The sequence below is a fragment of the Roseovarius sp. 10 genome (assembly GCF_033100315.1).
GTDB lineage: Bacteria > Pseudomonadota > Alphaproteobacteria > Rhodobacterales > Rhodobacteraceae > M30B80.
The window spans coordinates 237,325-252,525 of the sequence record NZ_JAWLVH010000002.1; the positions used below are offsets into that span (position 1 = coordinate 237,325).

The following is a 15,201-nucleotide window of genomic DNA, read 5'->3' on the forward strand; positions in this document are numbered from 1 at the left end:
GAATGGTGATTTATATTTATCTATAAAAATATAAATCACTGGCGGGTGTCGACTGAAAATGGCGGGCAGCGCAACGATACTGACAGAATTGGCCAAGCGCAAATCACCTCACGGGCGGGTGATGGCGGTTTCCATGATGAAGGATGAGGCGGCCTATCTGCTGGAATGGGTGGCGCATCATCTGGCCGTTGGGTTCACGGATATTCTCGTCTACACCAACGATTGCTCGGACGGGACAGTCGAAATGTTACAGCGCCTTGAGGAATTGGGCCTGTGCTATCACCGCGAAAACGTGATCCCAGAAGGTCACAAACCGCAGCCCTCGGCGCTGAACCATGCACAGGCCGAGCCCTTGGTTCAATCCGCCGATTGGGTGTTGGTGTTTGACGCGGACGAGTTTCTCGCAATTTCGCACCCCTCTGGCACTTTGGATGGGATGATCACCGATGCCGTAAACCGCGGCGCAAATGGCATTGTCATCACATGGCGCATTTTCGGGTCGGGGGGCGTGGTCGATTGGTCACGCGCCCCTGTGACTGAACAATATCTGCGCGCAGCTCCGCCCCTTTGGAACAAGGGTTGGGGGGTGAAGACCCTGTTCAAATTTGATCCAGACTATTGGAAACTGGGCATTCATCGCCCCTCGATTAAGAACAAATGGCTAGAAACCGATTTTCCCGACACGGTGAAATGGCTGAACGGCTCAGGCCTGCCCATGGAGGATTATTTCAAATTTCGGGGCTGGCGCTCCATTCGCCGCACTTTGGGCTATGATTGGGCGCAAATGAACCATTACGCGGTGAAATCTGTCGATGCATACGCAATCCGCAAATTTCGTGGCAATGTGAACAACAAAAAAGCCAAATATGATCTGGCCTATTTCACAATATTTGACCGCAACGAACAGGCCGATGAAGGGCTTGTTAAGCATGGGCCTGCGCTTCGGGCTAAATTGGCGGAATTCCTGAGTGATCCAATTTTGGCGCAGCTCTACCATGACAGCCTTGCTTTTCACGAAGCCCGATTGGCCACGCTAAAATCGAACCCCGGCTATAAGCAAATCATCGCAAGCCTGCGCGCGGCGCATGAAACACCATACAGCGCTCTGAGCAGCGTATTATTCACCCAACCCCTGCCCCCCGTAGCAAAGGATATGGTCGCGCAACTGCGCGCAGGCGGTCATAGCGATCGAGAAATCGCGCAAATGATTGCTCAGTCCCCCCTCATCGCGGCAAAAGAGGCCGAGATTGACGCGGCTGATGCCGCCTTTTATCGCGAGTTGGGGCTTACGCCGATCCGAACGTCACCAGAATAGCGGCGTTAATTTGCCTTTGACTTTGGCAAGAAGGGCAAGGGCGCAATTTGCACCCCGTCCTCAACCAGGGCTTTTGCCTCCTCAGGGGCTGCTTCGCCGTGGATCATGCGTTCGGGCGCGGTGCCATCATGGATTGCGCGCGCTTCTTTTACAAAATTCTTGCCAACATAGGTCGAATTTTCTTCGACATGTTTGCGCATCGCTTGGATCATTTCCTGAAGTTTACCATCGGGGGCGCTTAACGCCCCTGTGGGCGGGGTGCTTGGCACGGGCAGGTTATCTGCAATTTGAGGGCTATCGCCATCGCTTGGGGCGACACGAGGCGCCATGATCGCCTTTGTGACATCAGAAGATCCGCAAACACCACAAGACAGCAATCCCCGCTCCGCCAGATCGTCAAAGGCGGCAGCAGATTGGAACCAACTGTCAAACCCGTGCCCTTCGGCACATTTCAACGCATATCGGATCATAGAAGCCCTAATTGTGGCGAAAACGTCAGATTGCAAGTGGCGCTAAGTGTTACATCCTGCACATTGCCCCCTGCAAGGGCCAAAATTACGCTGCGGGTGGTGGTGGCAGAAACCCTTTCAGGATCGCCTTAAGGTCAGGTTCCCGCACCTTTGACGCGGCCTTTTTCGGGGAAAACCATTTGCGCCGCCGTTCCCCCGCTTCGGGATATTTATCGGCCAAAGATTTCACCTCGACAGGAAAGACGGAGACGATACAGGGCACTGGATCGGCGCTATCAATCTCTTTGGAATAGGAATAAAGCCCGACACAAAGGTCTAGGGTCGTGCCGCGCACACCTGCCTCTTCCCATGCCTCTATCCCTGCGGCTTCGGCGGGGGTTTTGCCATCCATGGGCCATCCTTTGGGGATGATCCACCGTTCACTATCACGCGAGGAGATCAACAAAATCTCAACGCCTTTTTTCTTGCGGCGAAAACACAGCGCTGCGAATTGCGAGCGCGGATCCCGTTTGGATGCCCCCTCAACCCGTAATGGCCCTTGCACTGTGCGAAGATTGCTCATCGCGTTTTATCACCGCTCTTTGTTATGTTCGTTATGCCCCAGTCTGCCGAACTTTCCCAAGAAAAGCAAAACAAACCATGAATTTTTCAAGGGAGGATGGGCGCATGTAGCACCCGCGCCCTTGATCGCTTTGGCATTTCGACTAACTTTTGCACAAATGCCAATCGAAGGAGCAGCATTGATGACAGTCTCAGGGATTTTGGCCAAATCCGTTTTGGTTTGGGCAGTGGCCGCATCAATGGCCATGGCTGTCGAGGATTTCACATTTCCTTCGATTGATGGCGGTGAATATCGGTTTTCAGACTGGCACGGGCAGCCAATTTTGGTGGTAAACACGGCATCGCAATGCGGCTTCACACCACAATATGAGGGGTTGCAGGCCTTGCATGATCGTTATGCCGATCAGGGATTGATTGTATTGGCCGTGCCTTCCGATGATTTTGGGCAGGAACTGGCCAACGAGGCCGAAGTGGCCGAGTTTTGTGAATTGAATTACAATTTGACCCTTCCGATGACCGAGATCACGCGGATTAAAGCCCCCGATGCACATCCATTTTTCGAATGGCTCGCACGCGAACATAATGCGCGGCCGTCATGGAATTTTTCAAAGTTCCTCATTGGTGGAAATGGTGAATTTGTCGAAGATTGGTCAAGCCTGACAGGCCCGACCAGTGGCGCGATCATTCGGGCGGTTGAGCGCGAATTGGCGCGCTAGTCCCTGTGACCACGCCCGTTTTTCTTGGCTCCGAGATATATCGCGGATCAACCTATGGTTCGTGGCACCCCTTACGCATTCCGCGTGTCTCAACTGTGATGGATTTATGCCGCGCCATGGGGTGGCTCAGCGCCGCGCAATATCGCCAAAGCCCGCGCGCCAAGCCAAAAGCCCTAACGGCATGGCATGACCCCCTCTATATCGAGGCGCTCATGCGCGCTGAAGAAACCCAAGATGTGGATGACGCAACCCGCGCGCGCCATGGCCTTGGGACTGTGGCAAACCCCGTCTTTCCCGAAATGTATCGCCGCCCCGCCACGGGGGCAGGTGGCGCGCTTTTGGCGGTTGAATTGCTGCGCGCGGGCGGTGTTGTGTTTCATCCAGGCGGTGGCACGCATCACGGGCTGCCCGACCGCGCGAACGGGTTTTGCTATCTCAATGACCCTGCGCTTGCGATCACGGCGTTGCGACAGCAGGGGCTGACGCGCATCGCCTATGTCGATATGGACGCCCACCATCCAGACGGGGTGGAGCATGGGTTCAAGGGCGCGTCCGATGTCTTGATGATCTCTGTGCATGAAGAGCGGCGTTGGCCATTTACAGGGGCGCTGGACGATGATGGCGGGGGAAATTGCCTAAACCTGCCCGTCCCGCGCGGGTTTCATGATGCGGAAATGGCACTCATTCGCGATATGCTGATCTTACCCGCACTTGCGGCGTTTTCGCCTGAGGCTATCGTATTGCAATGCGGTGCTGATGCGGTGACCGATGATCCGCTCTCAAGGCTCTGTCTCTCTGCGCAAAGCTATTGGGACATGGTCGCTGCCGTTCAATCGTTACGCTGTCCCCGCCTATTGGTGACAGGGGGTGGGGGCTATAACCCGTGGACAGTCGCCCGCGTCTGGAGCGGGATTTGGGCCACACTCAGCGGGCAAGATATTCCTGACCGCCTCCCACAAGAGGGCGAAGCGGTCTTGCGGGGCCTATCTTGGGCGGGGCATTCGAAAGGGAAATCGCCACCCGCGACATGGTTCACGCAGTTGCATGACAGCCAAGACGAAACACCAATTCGCGACACAATCCGAGATCGCATTGCCCTGCTCTCTGCGCGCCCTGCGGCGCAGGGCGTTTTGCCATAAAAAAGGCGGCCCCGAATAAGGGCCGCCTGATTGTCATTCGCGCACCACAAGGGCTTAGGCGATTTTCGGCAGCAAGCTGTCGATTGAGGCCTTTGCATCGCCGTAGAACATCCGCGTGTTCTCTTTGTAGAAAAGCGGGTTCTCAATGCCCGAATAGCCTGTGCCCTGCCCCCGTTTGGAGACGAAAACCTGCTTGGCTTTCCAGCATTCCAACACAGGCATCCCTGCGATTGGCGAGTTGGGGTCTTCTTGCGCGGCTGGGTTCACGATGTCGTTTGAACCGATCACAATGGCCACATCGGTGGATGGGAAATCCTCGTTGATTTCATCCATTTCCAGAACGATGTCATAGGGCACTTTGGCCTCTGCAAGCAGAACGTTCATGTGACCAGGCAAGCGGCCTGCAACGGGGTGAATGGCGAAACGCACAATTTTGCCCGCCGCGCGCAGCTTGCGTGTAAGCTCGGCCACACCTTGCTGTGCCTGTGCCACCGCCATGCCATAGCCGGGGATGATGATGATGCTGTCGGCCTCGTTCAGCGCATTGGCCACACCATCGCTGTCGATTGCGATTTGCTCGCCCTCAATGGCCTGCTGCTCGCCTTTGGCACCGCCAAAACCACCCAAAATCACGCTGATGAAACTGCGGTTCATGGCTTTACACATGATGTAGCTGAGGATGGCACCCGAAGAGCCCACCAAAGCCCCCACAACAATCAACAGATCATTGCCAAGGCTAAAGCCAATCGCCGCCGCCGCCCAACCTGAATAGCTGTTCAGCATGGACACAACCACGGGCATATCCGCGCCGCCGATCCCCATGATCAGGTGATAGCCGATAAAGAGAGCCAGAACTGTCAAGGCAATCAATGTCCAGCCGCCTGCGCCGCCCAAATACATCGCGGCCAACGCCAAGGATGCGGCAGCGGCAGCAGCGTTCAAGATATGCCCACCAGGCAATTGCTTCGCCGCACTGTTCACACGCCCTGCAAGTTTGCCATAGGCGATGACGGAACCCGTAAAGGTCACGGCACCGATCCAAATCCCCAAGACCAATTCAACGCGCAAAATGCCAACTTCAACGGCGGTTTTCTTGCCCAACAGTGCCGCGAAATTGGACAGGGTGCCAAGCATGTCATAAACAGGCGCCTCAATCGGGCCTTTGGGTTGCGGGAAGGCCATACCTGCCTCGCGCAAAACCTCGCCCACGCTGACCAATTCAAGATGCGCGTTAAAGCCCACGAAAACGGCAGCAAGCCCCACCAAGGAGTGCATGATTGCCACAAGTTCAGGCATTTGCGTCATTTGCACCTTGGTGGCGAGTTGATACCCAACCCCTGCGCCTGCCGCGATCAAGACCAATGACATCAGCCACAGCCCCGAACCTGGGCCGATTAAGGTGGCCGAAATCGCAATGGCCATGCCTGCGATGCCATACCAAACCGCGCGCTTGGCACTTTCTTGTCCCGACAAACCGCCCAGCGAGAGGATGAAGAGGACGCCCGCGACTGCATAAGCCGCAATGGTGAAACCGAAATCCATATCTGATACCCCTGCTGCTTACGATTTCTGGAACATGGCGAGCATCCGCCGTGTCACGAGGAAGCCGCCGAAAATATTTACTGCAGCCATAAAGATACCAAGGGCCGCCAAGATCGTGATCAGCGCAGAGCTAGAGCCGATTTGCATCAGCGCGCCCAAGATCACAATCGAGGAAATCGCATTGGTCACCGCCATCAAAGGCGTGTGAAGGCTGTGCGCCACGTTCCAAATAACTTGGAACCCGATGAACACCGACAGCACAAAGACGATGAAGTGCTGCATAAAGCTCGCAGGCGCAATCAAGCCCACGCCCAAGACCAACGCGGCACCAATCGCCACAAGGGTGATTTGGTTCTTCGTCTGCGCCTTGAAGGCGGCAATCTCTTGCTCCCGCTTTTCTTCGGGCGTCAGTTCTTTGGGCTTTTCACGCTTCTGCGCGGCAATTGCCGCCACTTTGGGTGGGGGCGGTGGGTAAGTGATCTCACCGCTAAACACCGCAGTTGCCCCGCGGATCACGTCATCCTCCATGTTGTGCACGACCTGCCCATCCTTTGCGGGGGTAAGATCGGCCAACATATGGCGGATATTCGTGGCATAGAGGGTTGAGGATTGCGCCGCCATACGGCTAGGGAAATCGGTATAGCCGATAATCACCACGCCATTGTCGCTGACAATCCGCTCATCTGCCTTGGTCAATTCACAATTGCCGCCCCGTTCTGCGGCCAGATCGATGATCACCGAGCCAGGCTTCATCGCCTCGACCATATCCTTCGTCCACAGCAATGGCGCAGGGCGGCCTGGGATCAAGGCCGTGGTGATCACGATATCCATATCTGGCGCGATCTCGCGGAATTTGGCCAATTGCTTGGCTTGGAACTCAGGGCTTTGGGGCGGGGCATACCCACCAGTCGCTGCCCCATCGGGCAATTCGTCATCTGAGAATTCAAGGAACACGAATTCCGCGCCCATGGATTCAATCTGTTCTGCAACTTCGGGACGCACGTCAAACGCATAAGTGATTGCGCCCAGAGATGTGGCCGTGCCGATGGCGGCTAGGCCCGCAACGCCTGCACCAACCACCAAAACCTTTGCAGGGGGAACCTTGCCTGCCGCAGTCACCTGACCTGTGAAGAAGCGGCCAAAGTTATTGCCTGCCTCAATCACCGCGCGATAGCCTGCGATATTCGCCATTGAGGAGAGCGCATCCATTTTCTGCGCGCGGCTGATGCGGGGCACCATATCCATAGCGATCACATTGGCACCTTTACTGCGGGCCAATTCCATCAACGCCTCATTCTGGCCGGGCCAGAAGAATGAAATCAGGGTCTGCCCCTCGCGCAAGCACTTGACCTCAGCCTCTTGGGGCGGGCGCACTTTGATCACAACATCCGAGGCTTTGCACAAGGCCGCCGCTGTTTTCACAACGCTGACGCCAGCCGCCTTGTAGACTGCGTCTGAAAAGCCAGCTGCTGCACCCGCACCTGTTTCGATCACGCATTCATGGCCAAGCTTCTGCAATTGCGCCGCGCTGTCGGGTGTCATCGCAACCCGCGCTTCGCCCTGTTCGATTTCTTTTAAAGCGCCAATTTTCACGCTACATTCCCTCCAGTTTTTGGTGGCTCCCGCCCCCATAACAACTGCCGCAGATGGATACAACGGCCCATTCCGCGACATAATATTTCGTATACAACCGCATACCGCGCAATATCTGTTCAAAACAAGAATTGGCTCAAGTTGCGGCAATGTCCAGAGGCAGAACGCAGCCGCGCCAGATCAATTGACCTCAACAGGCAGATGCGGCAGCAATTCGAAAAGAGGAGAGGCCAAGATGACAGATTTCACCAAAACCCGTGCGGCGTTCCATATTCCCGATGGGGTGATCTATCTTGATGGCAATTCCCTCGGCCCCCTGCCCTTGGCGGCACAAGCAGCAGCCAGCCAAACCTTGACCGACCAATGGGGTGAGATGTTGATAACTGCATGGAACCGCGCAGGCTGGATTGATCTGCCGCGCAAATTGGGGGATCGCATCGCACCACTGATTGGGGCTGAGCCTGAAACAGTTCAAGTGGGCGATACATTATCCCTGAAACTTTATCAGGCGCTTGGGGCCGCTTTGGCGATGACAGATCGCAAGATCATTCTTAGCGATCAGGGCAATTTTCCGTCCGATCTCTATATGGCCGAAGGGTTGATCCAAACCATGGGCCAAGGCCACGAACTGCGCTTGGTTGCACCCGAAGCCGTGGAGGAAGCGCTCAGTGACGAGATCGCCGTGCTGATGCTGACCCAAGTTGATTATCGCACAGGCCGCAGGCATGACATGGCGCGCCTGACGGCTCGGGCACATGAATTGGGGATTATCACAATCTGGGATTTGGCCCATTCGGCGGGGGCGTTCCCCGTGCATCTGGCGCAAACAGGCGCGGATTTTGCCGTTGGATGCAGCTATAAATACCTCAATGGCGGGCCAGGGGCGCCCGCCTTTATCTATATCGCCCCGCAGTATCGTGACCATGCGCATACCGTGCTCAACGGGTGGCTTGGGCACGCAACACCCTTTGCATTTCCGCTAGACTATACACCCGCCACAGGGGTGGATCGAATGCGGATTGGCACCCCTGCGGTGGTGCAGATGCAAATCCTAGATGCCGCCCTTGATGCGTGGCAGGGGGTTGATCTGAATGATCTGCGTGCGGCCTCGGTCGCGCTATCCGAGCGTTTGATTGCGGGCATTGAGGCCAGTTGCCCTGATTTGCGCCTCGCAAGCCCCCGCGACCCCGAGCAACGCGGCAGTCAGGTTTCATTTCATTTTCAAGACGCTTATGCCCTATGCCAAGCCCTGATCGCGCGCGGTATCATCGGAGACTTCCGCGCGCCCGACATTCTGCGATTTGGGATCGCGCCGCTTTATATCGGCACGGCTGACATTGACACAGCCATTGCCGCAATTTCGGAAATCATCAAAGGCCGCCTTTGGGATCGCCCCGAATGGAAGACACGCAACGCGGTGACCTAAGGTTGCCTGATTGCATACCGCGGTGTGCAGATAAACCTTTAAAATACAAATAAATTTTTGGTTTACATATCCAGAAATTTTCGTCAGGTTGAAGCATCTTCCCCCCGCCTGAAAGGCGTGACGGCATATGCTACAAGATCATCCGCTGCGCTATGCGCTTGCCAATGAGTTGCACGCGCGGCCCTTTCCTTCGCTGAACGCGCCTTCGCAGGCTTTGTTCCTCGCGATCAAACAGCCGCAAAATGCCGCCAAGCGCGACCGCGCTCTTGATCGCGCACATCTTATCGCGCTGCTTGATCGATTTGGCGCCGCGCATCCGCAGCCTGATGCCACCCATTATTTCGGTGATATGGGCAAGTTCCGTATCAAATGGGAGATGCATACGGAATTTGTGACCTATACCGTCTTTGTGGACGGGCCAGAAACACGCGCCTTTGATCCTGAGCTGTGGCAGGTCTTTCCCGAGGCGTGGCTAAAATCCGCACCCGGTGCGCGGATCACATCCCTGCATATTCGCGTGGCCAATGCCCCAAGCGATGCCCAAATCGCGCAAGAGATTGACGAGTGGTTCGTTCCAGAAAGCCTAGCCGTAAGTTCGGTTCTCGATGGAAGTGCCGTGATTGCAGGCGATTTTCGTATTGATAGCGGCGGGCATATGCGCTTTGCCGTGTTTGTGGATAGCGAGACAGGTCAACGGCGTATCGGCCGCGTGGTGCAGCGTATTTGCGAAATCGAAACCTATAAAACCATGTCCATGCTCGGCCTTCCGCGCGCGCGCGATATTGGCGCAAGGATGGGAGAGTTGGACGAAACCCTGTCGCAACTTGTCGCTGATATGAATGGTGACTTGGCACAGCCCGAAGACACGCTTGATCAACTTCTCTCCATCGCCGCGGAATTGGAGAAATTACAATCCGAAAGCGCGTTTCGCTTTGGGGCCACCACCGCCTATAACGCGCTCGTCAATCAACGCATCAATGTGCTGCGCGAAGAGCGGTTCGCGGGGCGGCAAACCTTTGCGGAATTTATGATGCGCCGCTTTGACCCCGCTATGCGAACAGTCAAGGCGAATGAAAACCGCCTGCAACAGATCACAGATCGCGCCATTCGCGCGGGCGATTTGTTGCGGACACGAGTCGATGTGGGACGGTCAGCGCAGAACCAATTGCTGCTGGAAAGCATGAACAAACGCGCGGATCTGCAGTTGCGGCTGCAAAAAACGGTTGAGGGTCTTTCGGTCGTGGCCATCAGCTATTACGCCATCAATCTGGTGGCCTATCTTTTGGCCCCTTTGTCCGAACCTTTGGGGATTTCCAAAACCACACTCACAGCCGCTGCGGTGATCCCTGTGATCGGGCTTGTCTGGTTTGTGATCAACCGCCTGCGCCGCCATATCGAATGAGGGCTTGCGCAGGGTTTATGCGCTGATTTAGGCTTGTGCGCATGAACACCACCGCGCCTTTAATCGACCCATTTGCCCGCGCGATTTCCTATCTGCGCGTCTCCGTCACGGATCGCTGCGATTTTCGCTGCGTTTACTGTATGGCGGAGAACATGACATTCCTGCCCAAGGCCGAATTGTTGAGCTTGGAAGAGTTGGATCGGCTTTGTTCCAGTTTCGTCAATCTTGGGGTCAAGAAACTGCGGGTCACAGGCGGGGAACCCTTGGTGCGCCGTGGCATCATGACCTTTTTCGAGGCGATGGGACGGCATCTGGAAGCAGGCGCGCTCGAGGAATTGACCCTCACCACCAATGGCAGCCAACTGAGCCGCTTTGCGCAGCCGCTTTATGATTTGGGGATGCGGCGGATCAATGTCTCGCTTGATACGCTGAAGGATGACAAATTCGCCGCCATCACCCGATGGGGCCGCCTGCCCCAAGTCCTCGCCGGGATCGAGGCCGCGCGCGCCGCGGGTCTGCGTGTCAAAATCAATGTGGTGGCCCTTAAAGGGTTCAATGAGGATGAGTTATTCGACATCCAATCCTGGTGCGCGCAGCACGATATGGATCTGACCTTTATCGAGGTGATGCCAATGGGCGATCTGGGAAATGAAGACCGCTTAGACCAATATTGGCCCCTGTCGGATTTGCGCGCACGTCTGGCCACGCGCTTCACCCTGACCGATCTGGCCGAACGCACAGGCGGCCCTGCCCGCTATGTCCGCCTTGAGGAGACAGGGCAGAAAATCGGGTTCATCACGCCACTCACGCATAATTTCTGCGAAAGCTGCAATCGCGTGCGCCTGACCTGCACGGGGCAGCTTTATATGTGCTTGGGCCAAGAGGACATGGCCGACCTGCGCGCGCCCTTGCGCAACAGCGATGATGACGCCGCCCTAGAGGCCGCCATCCGCGCCGCCATCGCCCGCAAACCCAAGGGCCATGATTTCGACTATTCCCGCCAAAAAGTGGCGGGGCAGATGTCACGGCATATGAGCCATACGGGGGGGTAGGTTTACCCCTTCAGCCCGCCGCCATCCGCCGCTCTACGATCTCGGCCCACCAGCTGCAGCCTGCGGGGATGGCTTCATCGTTGAAATTGTATTTTGGGTGATGCACGCCTGCGCTGTCACCATTGCCGACCAGAATATAGGCCCCCGGGCGGGAATTGAGCATGAAGGCGAAATCTTCGCCACCCATAATCAGGGGCGCTTCGACACAATCGCCTGAAACGGCGCGGGCGACTTCGGCGGCGAATTCGGTTTGCTCCTCCGAATTGATCATCACAGGATAGCCGTGGTGATACTGCACCTCGGCCTGCCCGCCAAAGCCCTCGGCGGTGGCTGTGGCAATCGCGGTAATCCGCGCTTCGGCCAATTCGCGCAGATCAGGGTCAAGCGTGCGCACCGTGCCGCGCAGATGGATTTTCTCAGGGATCACATTATAGGCCTCGCCCGCGCTGTGCATCGCCGTCACCGACACCACCACCTGTTTCACAGGGTCGGCGTTGCGACTGGCAATGGTTTGCAGGGCAAGCACCAGATGGCTGCCCATCACCACAGGGTCAACCGTGTCTTGCGGTTTGGCGGCATGGCCCCCTTTGCCCGTCAGGTAAATATCGAATTGATCGGTCGCGGCGAAAAATGGGCCGGAGCGGATCGCGAATGCGCCCGTAGGCATCCCCGGCCAATTATGCATCCCGTAGACCTCTTGGATGCCGAAGCGCTCCATCATCCCGTCATCGACCATTTCGCGGCCACCGCCGCCGCCCTCTTCGGCGGGTTGGAAGATGATGGCGACTGTGCCATCAAAATTGCGCGTCTCAGCCAGATATTTCGCGGCACCAAGCAACATGGCTGTGTGCCCGTCATGGCCGCAGGCATGCATCGCACCGGGTGTTTTCGAGGCATAATCAAGCCCCGTTTCCTCATGGATCGGCAGGGCATCCATATCCGCGCGCAATCCGATGCAGCGGCCCGATGCAGTGGATTTGCCTTTGATGATGCCCACAACCCCTGTGCGCCCTAAGCCCGTAACCACCTCGTCACAGCCAAATTCGCGCAACCGCTCGGCCACCACGGCCGAGGTGCGATGGGTTTCAAACAGGATTTCTGGGTTCTCGTGCAGATCGCGCCGCCACGCGGTGACTTCGGGCAGCAATTCGGCAAAGCGGTTTTTGATCGGCATAAGAGGCCCCTTTCTTGTGCATAGGCTGTCTCACGAAAACTATAGCCCGCCGAGATAGGGCAGCAAGCGGATTCCCACCGCCCCGTTACCGGAGCGGCTTAACCTGCGCCTTACCATCGGCCAGTTCAACCTCAACCTCAGACGCCGTTCGCAAAGCCGCGGTTGTGGTGATCAACCCCGTCTCATTGCGCAACACCGCATAGCCGCGCTTGAGCGTTGCCGTGTAACCGAGGCTTTGCCGCATCCGTTCAAGGGCATTCAGTTTCTGCTGTGCATCGGCAATCGCGCGGCTCAGAACCGAGGGGCGCAAATTGGCGCAAGCGCGCTCATAAGGCAGGCGCTTTTGCGCTAAAGCACGATCCAAGGCAGGCACCAGTCGCGCGCCCACAGTTTGCACATGATGGCTGCGGGTTTGCACGGATTGCACCAATGCAGGCTCAAGCCTGTCTGCCACGCGATCAAGGCGCTGCTGCGCAGTCTCAAGCAGTGACGCAGGGCGCGGCAAGGCGCGCGAGAGATCCGCCAGCCGCACGCGGCGCTGCGTAACACCCGCCTGCGCCCCCCGCGAGAGGCGCGCGCCGCAATCTTGAACCCAAGTGAGGATATCCATCCGCACAGGCACCGCACGCTCGGCCGCAGCGGTCGGTGTGGGCGCGCGATAATCGGCCGCAAAATCGATCAAGGTGGTATCGGTTTCATGCCCCACAGCTGAGATCAGCGGGATCCTGCTTTCGGCGGCGGCGCGCACCACGATTTCCTCGTTGAACCCCCACAGGTCTTCAAGGCTGCCCCCGCCCCTCGCCACGATGATCAAATCAGGACGGGGGATGTGCCCCCCCGCGGCGAGGGCGTTAAACCCCCGAATGCCTGCCGCCACTTCTGGCGCACATTTCTCTCCCTGAACCGCGACAGGCCAGATCAAGACCTGCCGTGGAAAACGATCTCGTAGGCGGTGCAAAATATCGCGGATCACCGCCCCAGAGGGCGAGGTAACCACACCGATCACCTCAGGCAAAAAGGGCAGCTCTTGTTTGCGCGCGGCATCAAATAAACCCTCAGCAGCCAGTTTCAGACGGCGTTGTTCCAACATCGCCATCAAGGCACCCGCCCCTGCAGGGCGCATGTCTTCGATCACCAATTGATATTTCGATTGGCCTGCAAAGGTCGTCATGCGCCCCGTGGCGACAACCTCCATCCCCTCTTCGGGTCTGTGGGTGAGGCGCGCGGCTGTGCCCTTCCAGATCACGGCATCCAAATTTGAGCGATCATCTTTCAAGGTCAAATAGATATGACCAGAAGCAGGGCGCGAAATACGGCCCAATTCGCCGCGCACGCGGATATGCGAGAATTCCCCCTCAATCATGCGCTTGACCGCGCCAGAAAGCTCGGTGACAGAGAACTCTGGTGCGTTTCCGCCCTCGGCTTCTTCGATCAAATCCGACATCTGCCCCTCGTCCCTTGGGTTGGCTTGCGTTGATTTCCCTCGCAGCTTAGAACGCGGCAACGAAAAGGCCAAGTGGAGCGGATGCGATGAATATCTTGATTTTGGGCAGTGGTGGCCGTGAACACGCGTTGGCTTGGGCGGTTCTGCAAAACCCCAAATGTGATACGTTGATCGTTGCCCCTGGCAATGCGGGGATCGCGCAAATCGCCGCTTGCGCGGATATCAATATTCTCAACCCTCAGGCGGTTGTGGATTTCGCTGCCGAAAACGCGATTGATTTTGTGATTGTTGGCCCCGAAGCCCCGTTGGCCGAGGGCGTGGTAGATGCCTTGTCACAATCGGGCATCTTGGCTTTCGGCCCAAGCCGAGAGGCGGCGCGGCTTGAGGCCTCTAAGGCCTTTACCAAGGAAATCTGTGATGCGGCCAAGGCACCGACTGCCGCCTACGCGCGGTTCACCGATGCAGCATCCGCGCGGGACTACGTCACAGCACAAGGCGCGCCCATCGTGGTCAAGGCCGATGGTTTGGCGGCGGGCAAAGGCGTGATCGTGGCCATGACCTTGACCGAAGCGTTAGACGCGATTGACGATATGTTCGGCGGCGAGTTCGGCGATGCAGGTGCCGAGGTGGTGATCGAAGAGTTCATGGAAGGTGAAGAAGCCAGTTTCTTCATTCTCTCTGATGGCGCATCCATCCTGCCTATTGGCACGGCCCAAGATCACAAACGCGCCTTTGACAATGATGCGGGGCCGAATACGGGTGGCATGGGTGCCTATAGCCCTGCCCCCGTCCTAAGCGATGAGATCGCCGCGCGCGCCTTGCGCGAGATTGTTCAGCCCACGATTGACGAAATGGCCAAGCGCGGCACGCCCTATCGCGGTGTGCTTTATGCAGGGTTGATGATCAAAGACGGCCAAGCACGCTTGGTTGAATATAATGTGCGCTTTGGTGATCCTGAATGTCAGGTGTTGATGATGCGCCTCGGCGCGCAGGCCTTAGATCTGATGGTGGCTTGCGCGGAACAGAGGCTTGACCAAATGTCGGTCAACTGGGCCGACGATCACGCGCTGAGCGTTGTGATGGCGGCAATTGGCTATCCAGGATCATATGAAAAAGGCAGCGTGATCAACGGGCTTGAGGCGTTGGCGCAAGATAGCAACCACATGGTATTTCACGCAGGCACCAAGGAAGTGAATGGCGCAATCACAGCCGCAGGGGGGCGCGTTTTAAACGTCACCGCCCGTGGCGAAACTTTGGCCGAGGCCCGCAGCCGCGCCTATGACATGGTCAATAAAATTGATTGGCCTGACGGGTTTTGCCGCTCAGACATAGGATGGAGGGCGCTGTAGCACAGCGCACCTCCGATG

13 protein-coding genes are annotated in these 15,201 nt (G+C 57.1%); 7 read left to right on the forward strand and 6 right to left on the reverse strand.

Annotated elements, in window-relative coordinates; genetic code table 11:
- Positions 1-58: 58 nt before the first annotated feature.
- Positions 59-1,315 carry a glycosyltransferase family 2 protein gene (locus RYZ18_RS08405; protein ID WP_317656165.1) on the forward strand — a complete coding sequence of 419 codons (1,257 nt, stop codon included), beginning with the start codon at positions 59-61 and terminating at the stop codon, positions 1,313-1,315.
- Positions 1,316-1,320: 5 nt separating this feature from the next.
- Here the strand turns inward: RYZ18_RS08405 and RYZ18_RS08410 are convergent, their stop codons facing one another.
- On the reverse strand, positions 1,321-1,785 hold the full coding sequence (locus tag RYZ18_RS08410; protein WP_317656166.1) for a DUF1178 family protein: 465 nt from the start codon (positions 1,783-1,785) through the stop codon (positions 1,321-1,323).
- Between the two features lie 85 nt (positions 1,786-1,870).
- A complete protein-coding gene (locus tag RYZ18_RS08415) occupies positions 1,871-2,347 on the reverse strand; it encodes an NUDIX hydrolase (protein ID WP_317656167.1) in 477 nt (158 codons plus the stop codon).
- Positions 2,348-2,528: 181 nt separating this feature from the next.
- On the opposite strand from RYZ18_RS08415, the gene RYZ18_RS08420 reads away from it, so the two are divergent.
- Together RYZ18_RS08420 and RYZ18_RS08425 are read left to right on the forward strand one after the other, a co-directional pair.
- Complete coding sequence (locus RYZ18_RS08420; protein ID WP_317656169.1) at positions 2,529-3,062, forward strand: glutathione peroxidase; 534 nt, start codon at positions 2,529-2,531, stop codon at positions 3,060-3,062.
- A gap of 5 nt (positions 3,063-3,067) precedes the next feature.
- A complete protein-coding gene (locus RYZ18_RS08425) occupies positions 3,068-4,201 on the forward strand; it encodes an acetoin utilization protein AcuC (protein WP_411567100.1) in 1,134 nt (377 codons plus the stop codon).
- Between the two features lie 54 nt (positions 4,202-4,255).
- On the opposite strand, the gene RYZ18_RS08430 is transcribed toward RYZ18_RS08425, so the two are convergent.
- Positions 4,256-5,743, reverse strand: coding sequence for an NAD(P)(+) transhydrogenase (Re/Si-specific) subunit beta (locus RYZ18_RS08430; RefSeq protein WP_317656170.1), 1,488 nt, complete (start codon positions 5,741-5,743; stop codon positions 4,256-4,258).
- An 18-nt stretch (positions 5,744-5,761) separates the two neighbouring features.
- Positions 5,762-7,336 (reverse strand): Re/Si-specific NAD(P)(+) transhydrogenase subunit alpha, encoded by a 1,575-nt coding sequence (locus RYZ18_RS08435; protein ID WP_317656171.1) that lies wholly within the window; start codon positions 7,334-7,336, stop codon positions 5,762-5,764.
- Between the two features lie 235 nt (positions 7,337-7,571).
- On the opposite strand from RYZ18_RS08435, the gene kynU reads away from it, so the two are divergent.
- From kynU to moaA, 3 genes are all read left to right on the forward strand, one after another.
- Complete coding sequence (gene kynU, locus RYZ18_RS08440) at positions 7,572-8,762, forward strand: kynureninase (RefSeq protein ID WP_317656173.1); 1,191 nt, start codon at positions 7,572-7,574, stop codon at positions 8,760-8,762.
- 127 nt (positions 8,763-8,889) lie between these two features.
- Positions 8,890-10,164 carry a DUF3422 family protein gene (locus RYZ18_RS08445; protein WP_317656175.1) on the forward strand — a complete coding sequence of 425 codons (1,275 nt, stop codon included), beginning with the start codon at positions 8,890-8,892 and terminating at the stop codon, positions 10,162-10,164.
- Between the two features lie 41 nt (positions 10,165-10,205).
- The gene (gene moaA / locus RYZ18_RS08450; protein WP_317656177.1) at positions 10,206-11,216 is read left to right on the forward strand and encodes a GTP 3',8-cyclase MoaA; all 1,011 of its coding nucleotides are present in this window, start codon (positions 10,206-10,208) and stop codon (positions 11,214-11,216) included.
- Positions 11,217-11,226: 10 nt separating this feature from the next.
- On the opposite strand, the gene RYZ18_RS08455 is transcribed toward moaA, so the two are convergent.
- Together RYZ18_RS08455 and xseA are read right to left on the reverse strand one after the other, a co-directional pair.
- On the reverse strand, positions 11,227-12,390 hold the full coding sequence (locus tag RYZ18_RS08455; protein WP_317656178.1) for a M20 aminoacylase family protein: 1,164 nt from the start codon (positions 12,388-12,390) through the stop codon (positions 11,227-11,229).
- A gap of 85 nt (positions 12,391-12,475) precedes the next feature.
- The gene (gene xseA, locus RYZ18_RS08460) at positions 12,476-13,834 is read right to left on the reverse strand and encodes an exodeoxyribonuclease VII large subunit (protein WP_317656180.1); all 1,359 of its coding nucleotides are present in this window, start codon (positions 13,832-13,834) and stop codon (positions 12,476-12,478) included.
- Between the two features lie 86 nt (positions 13,835-13,920).
- Between xseA and purD the strand changes: the two genes are divergently transcribed.
- Positions 13,921-15,183 carry a phosphoribosylamine--glycine ligase gene (purD, locus tag RYZ18_RS08465; RefSeq protein WP_317656182.1) on the forward strand — a complete coding sequence of 421 codons (1,263 nt, stop codon included), beginning with the start codon at positions 13,921-13,923 and terminating at the stop codon, positions 15,181-15,183.
- Positions 15,184-15,201: the final 18 nt, after the last annotated feature.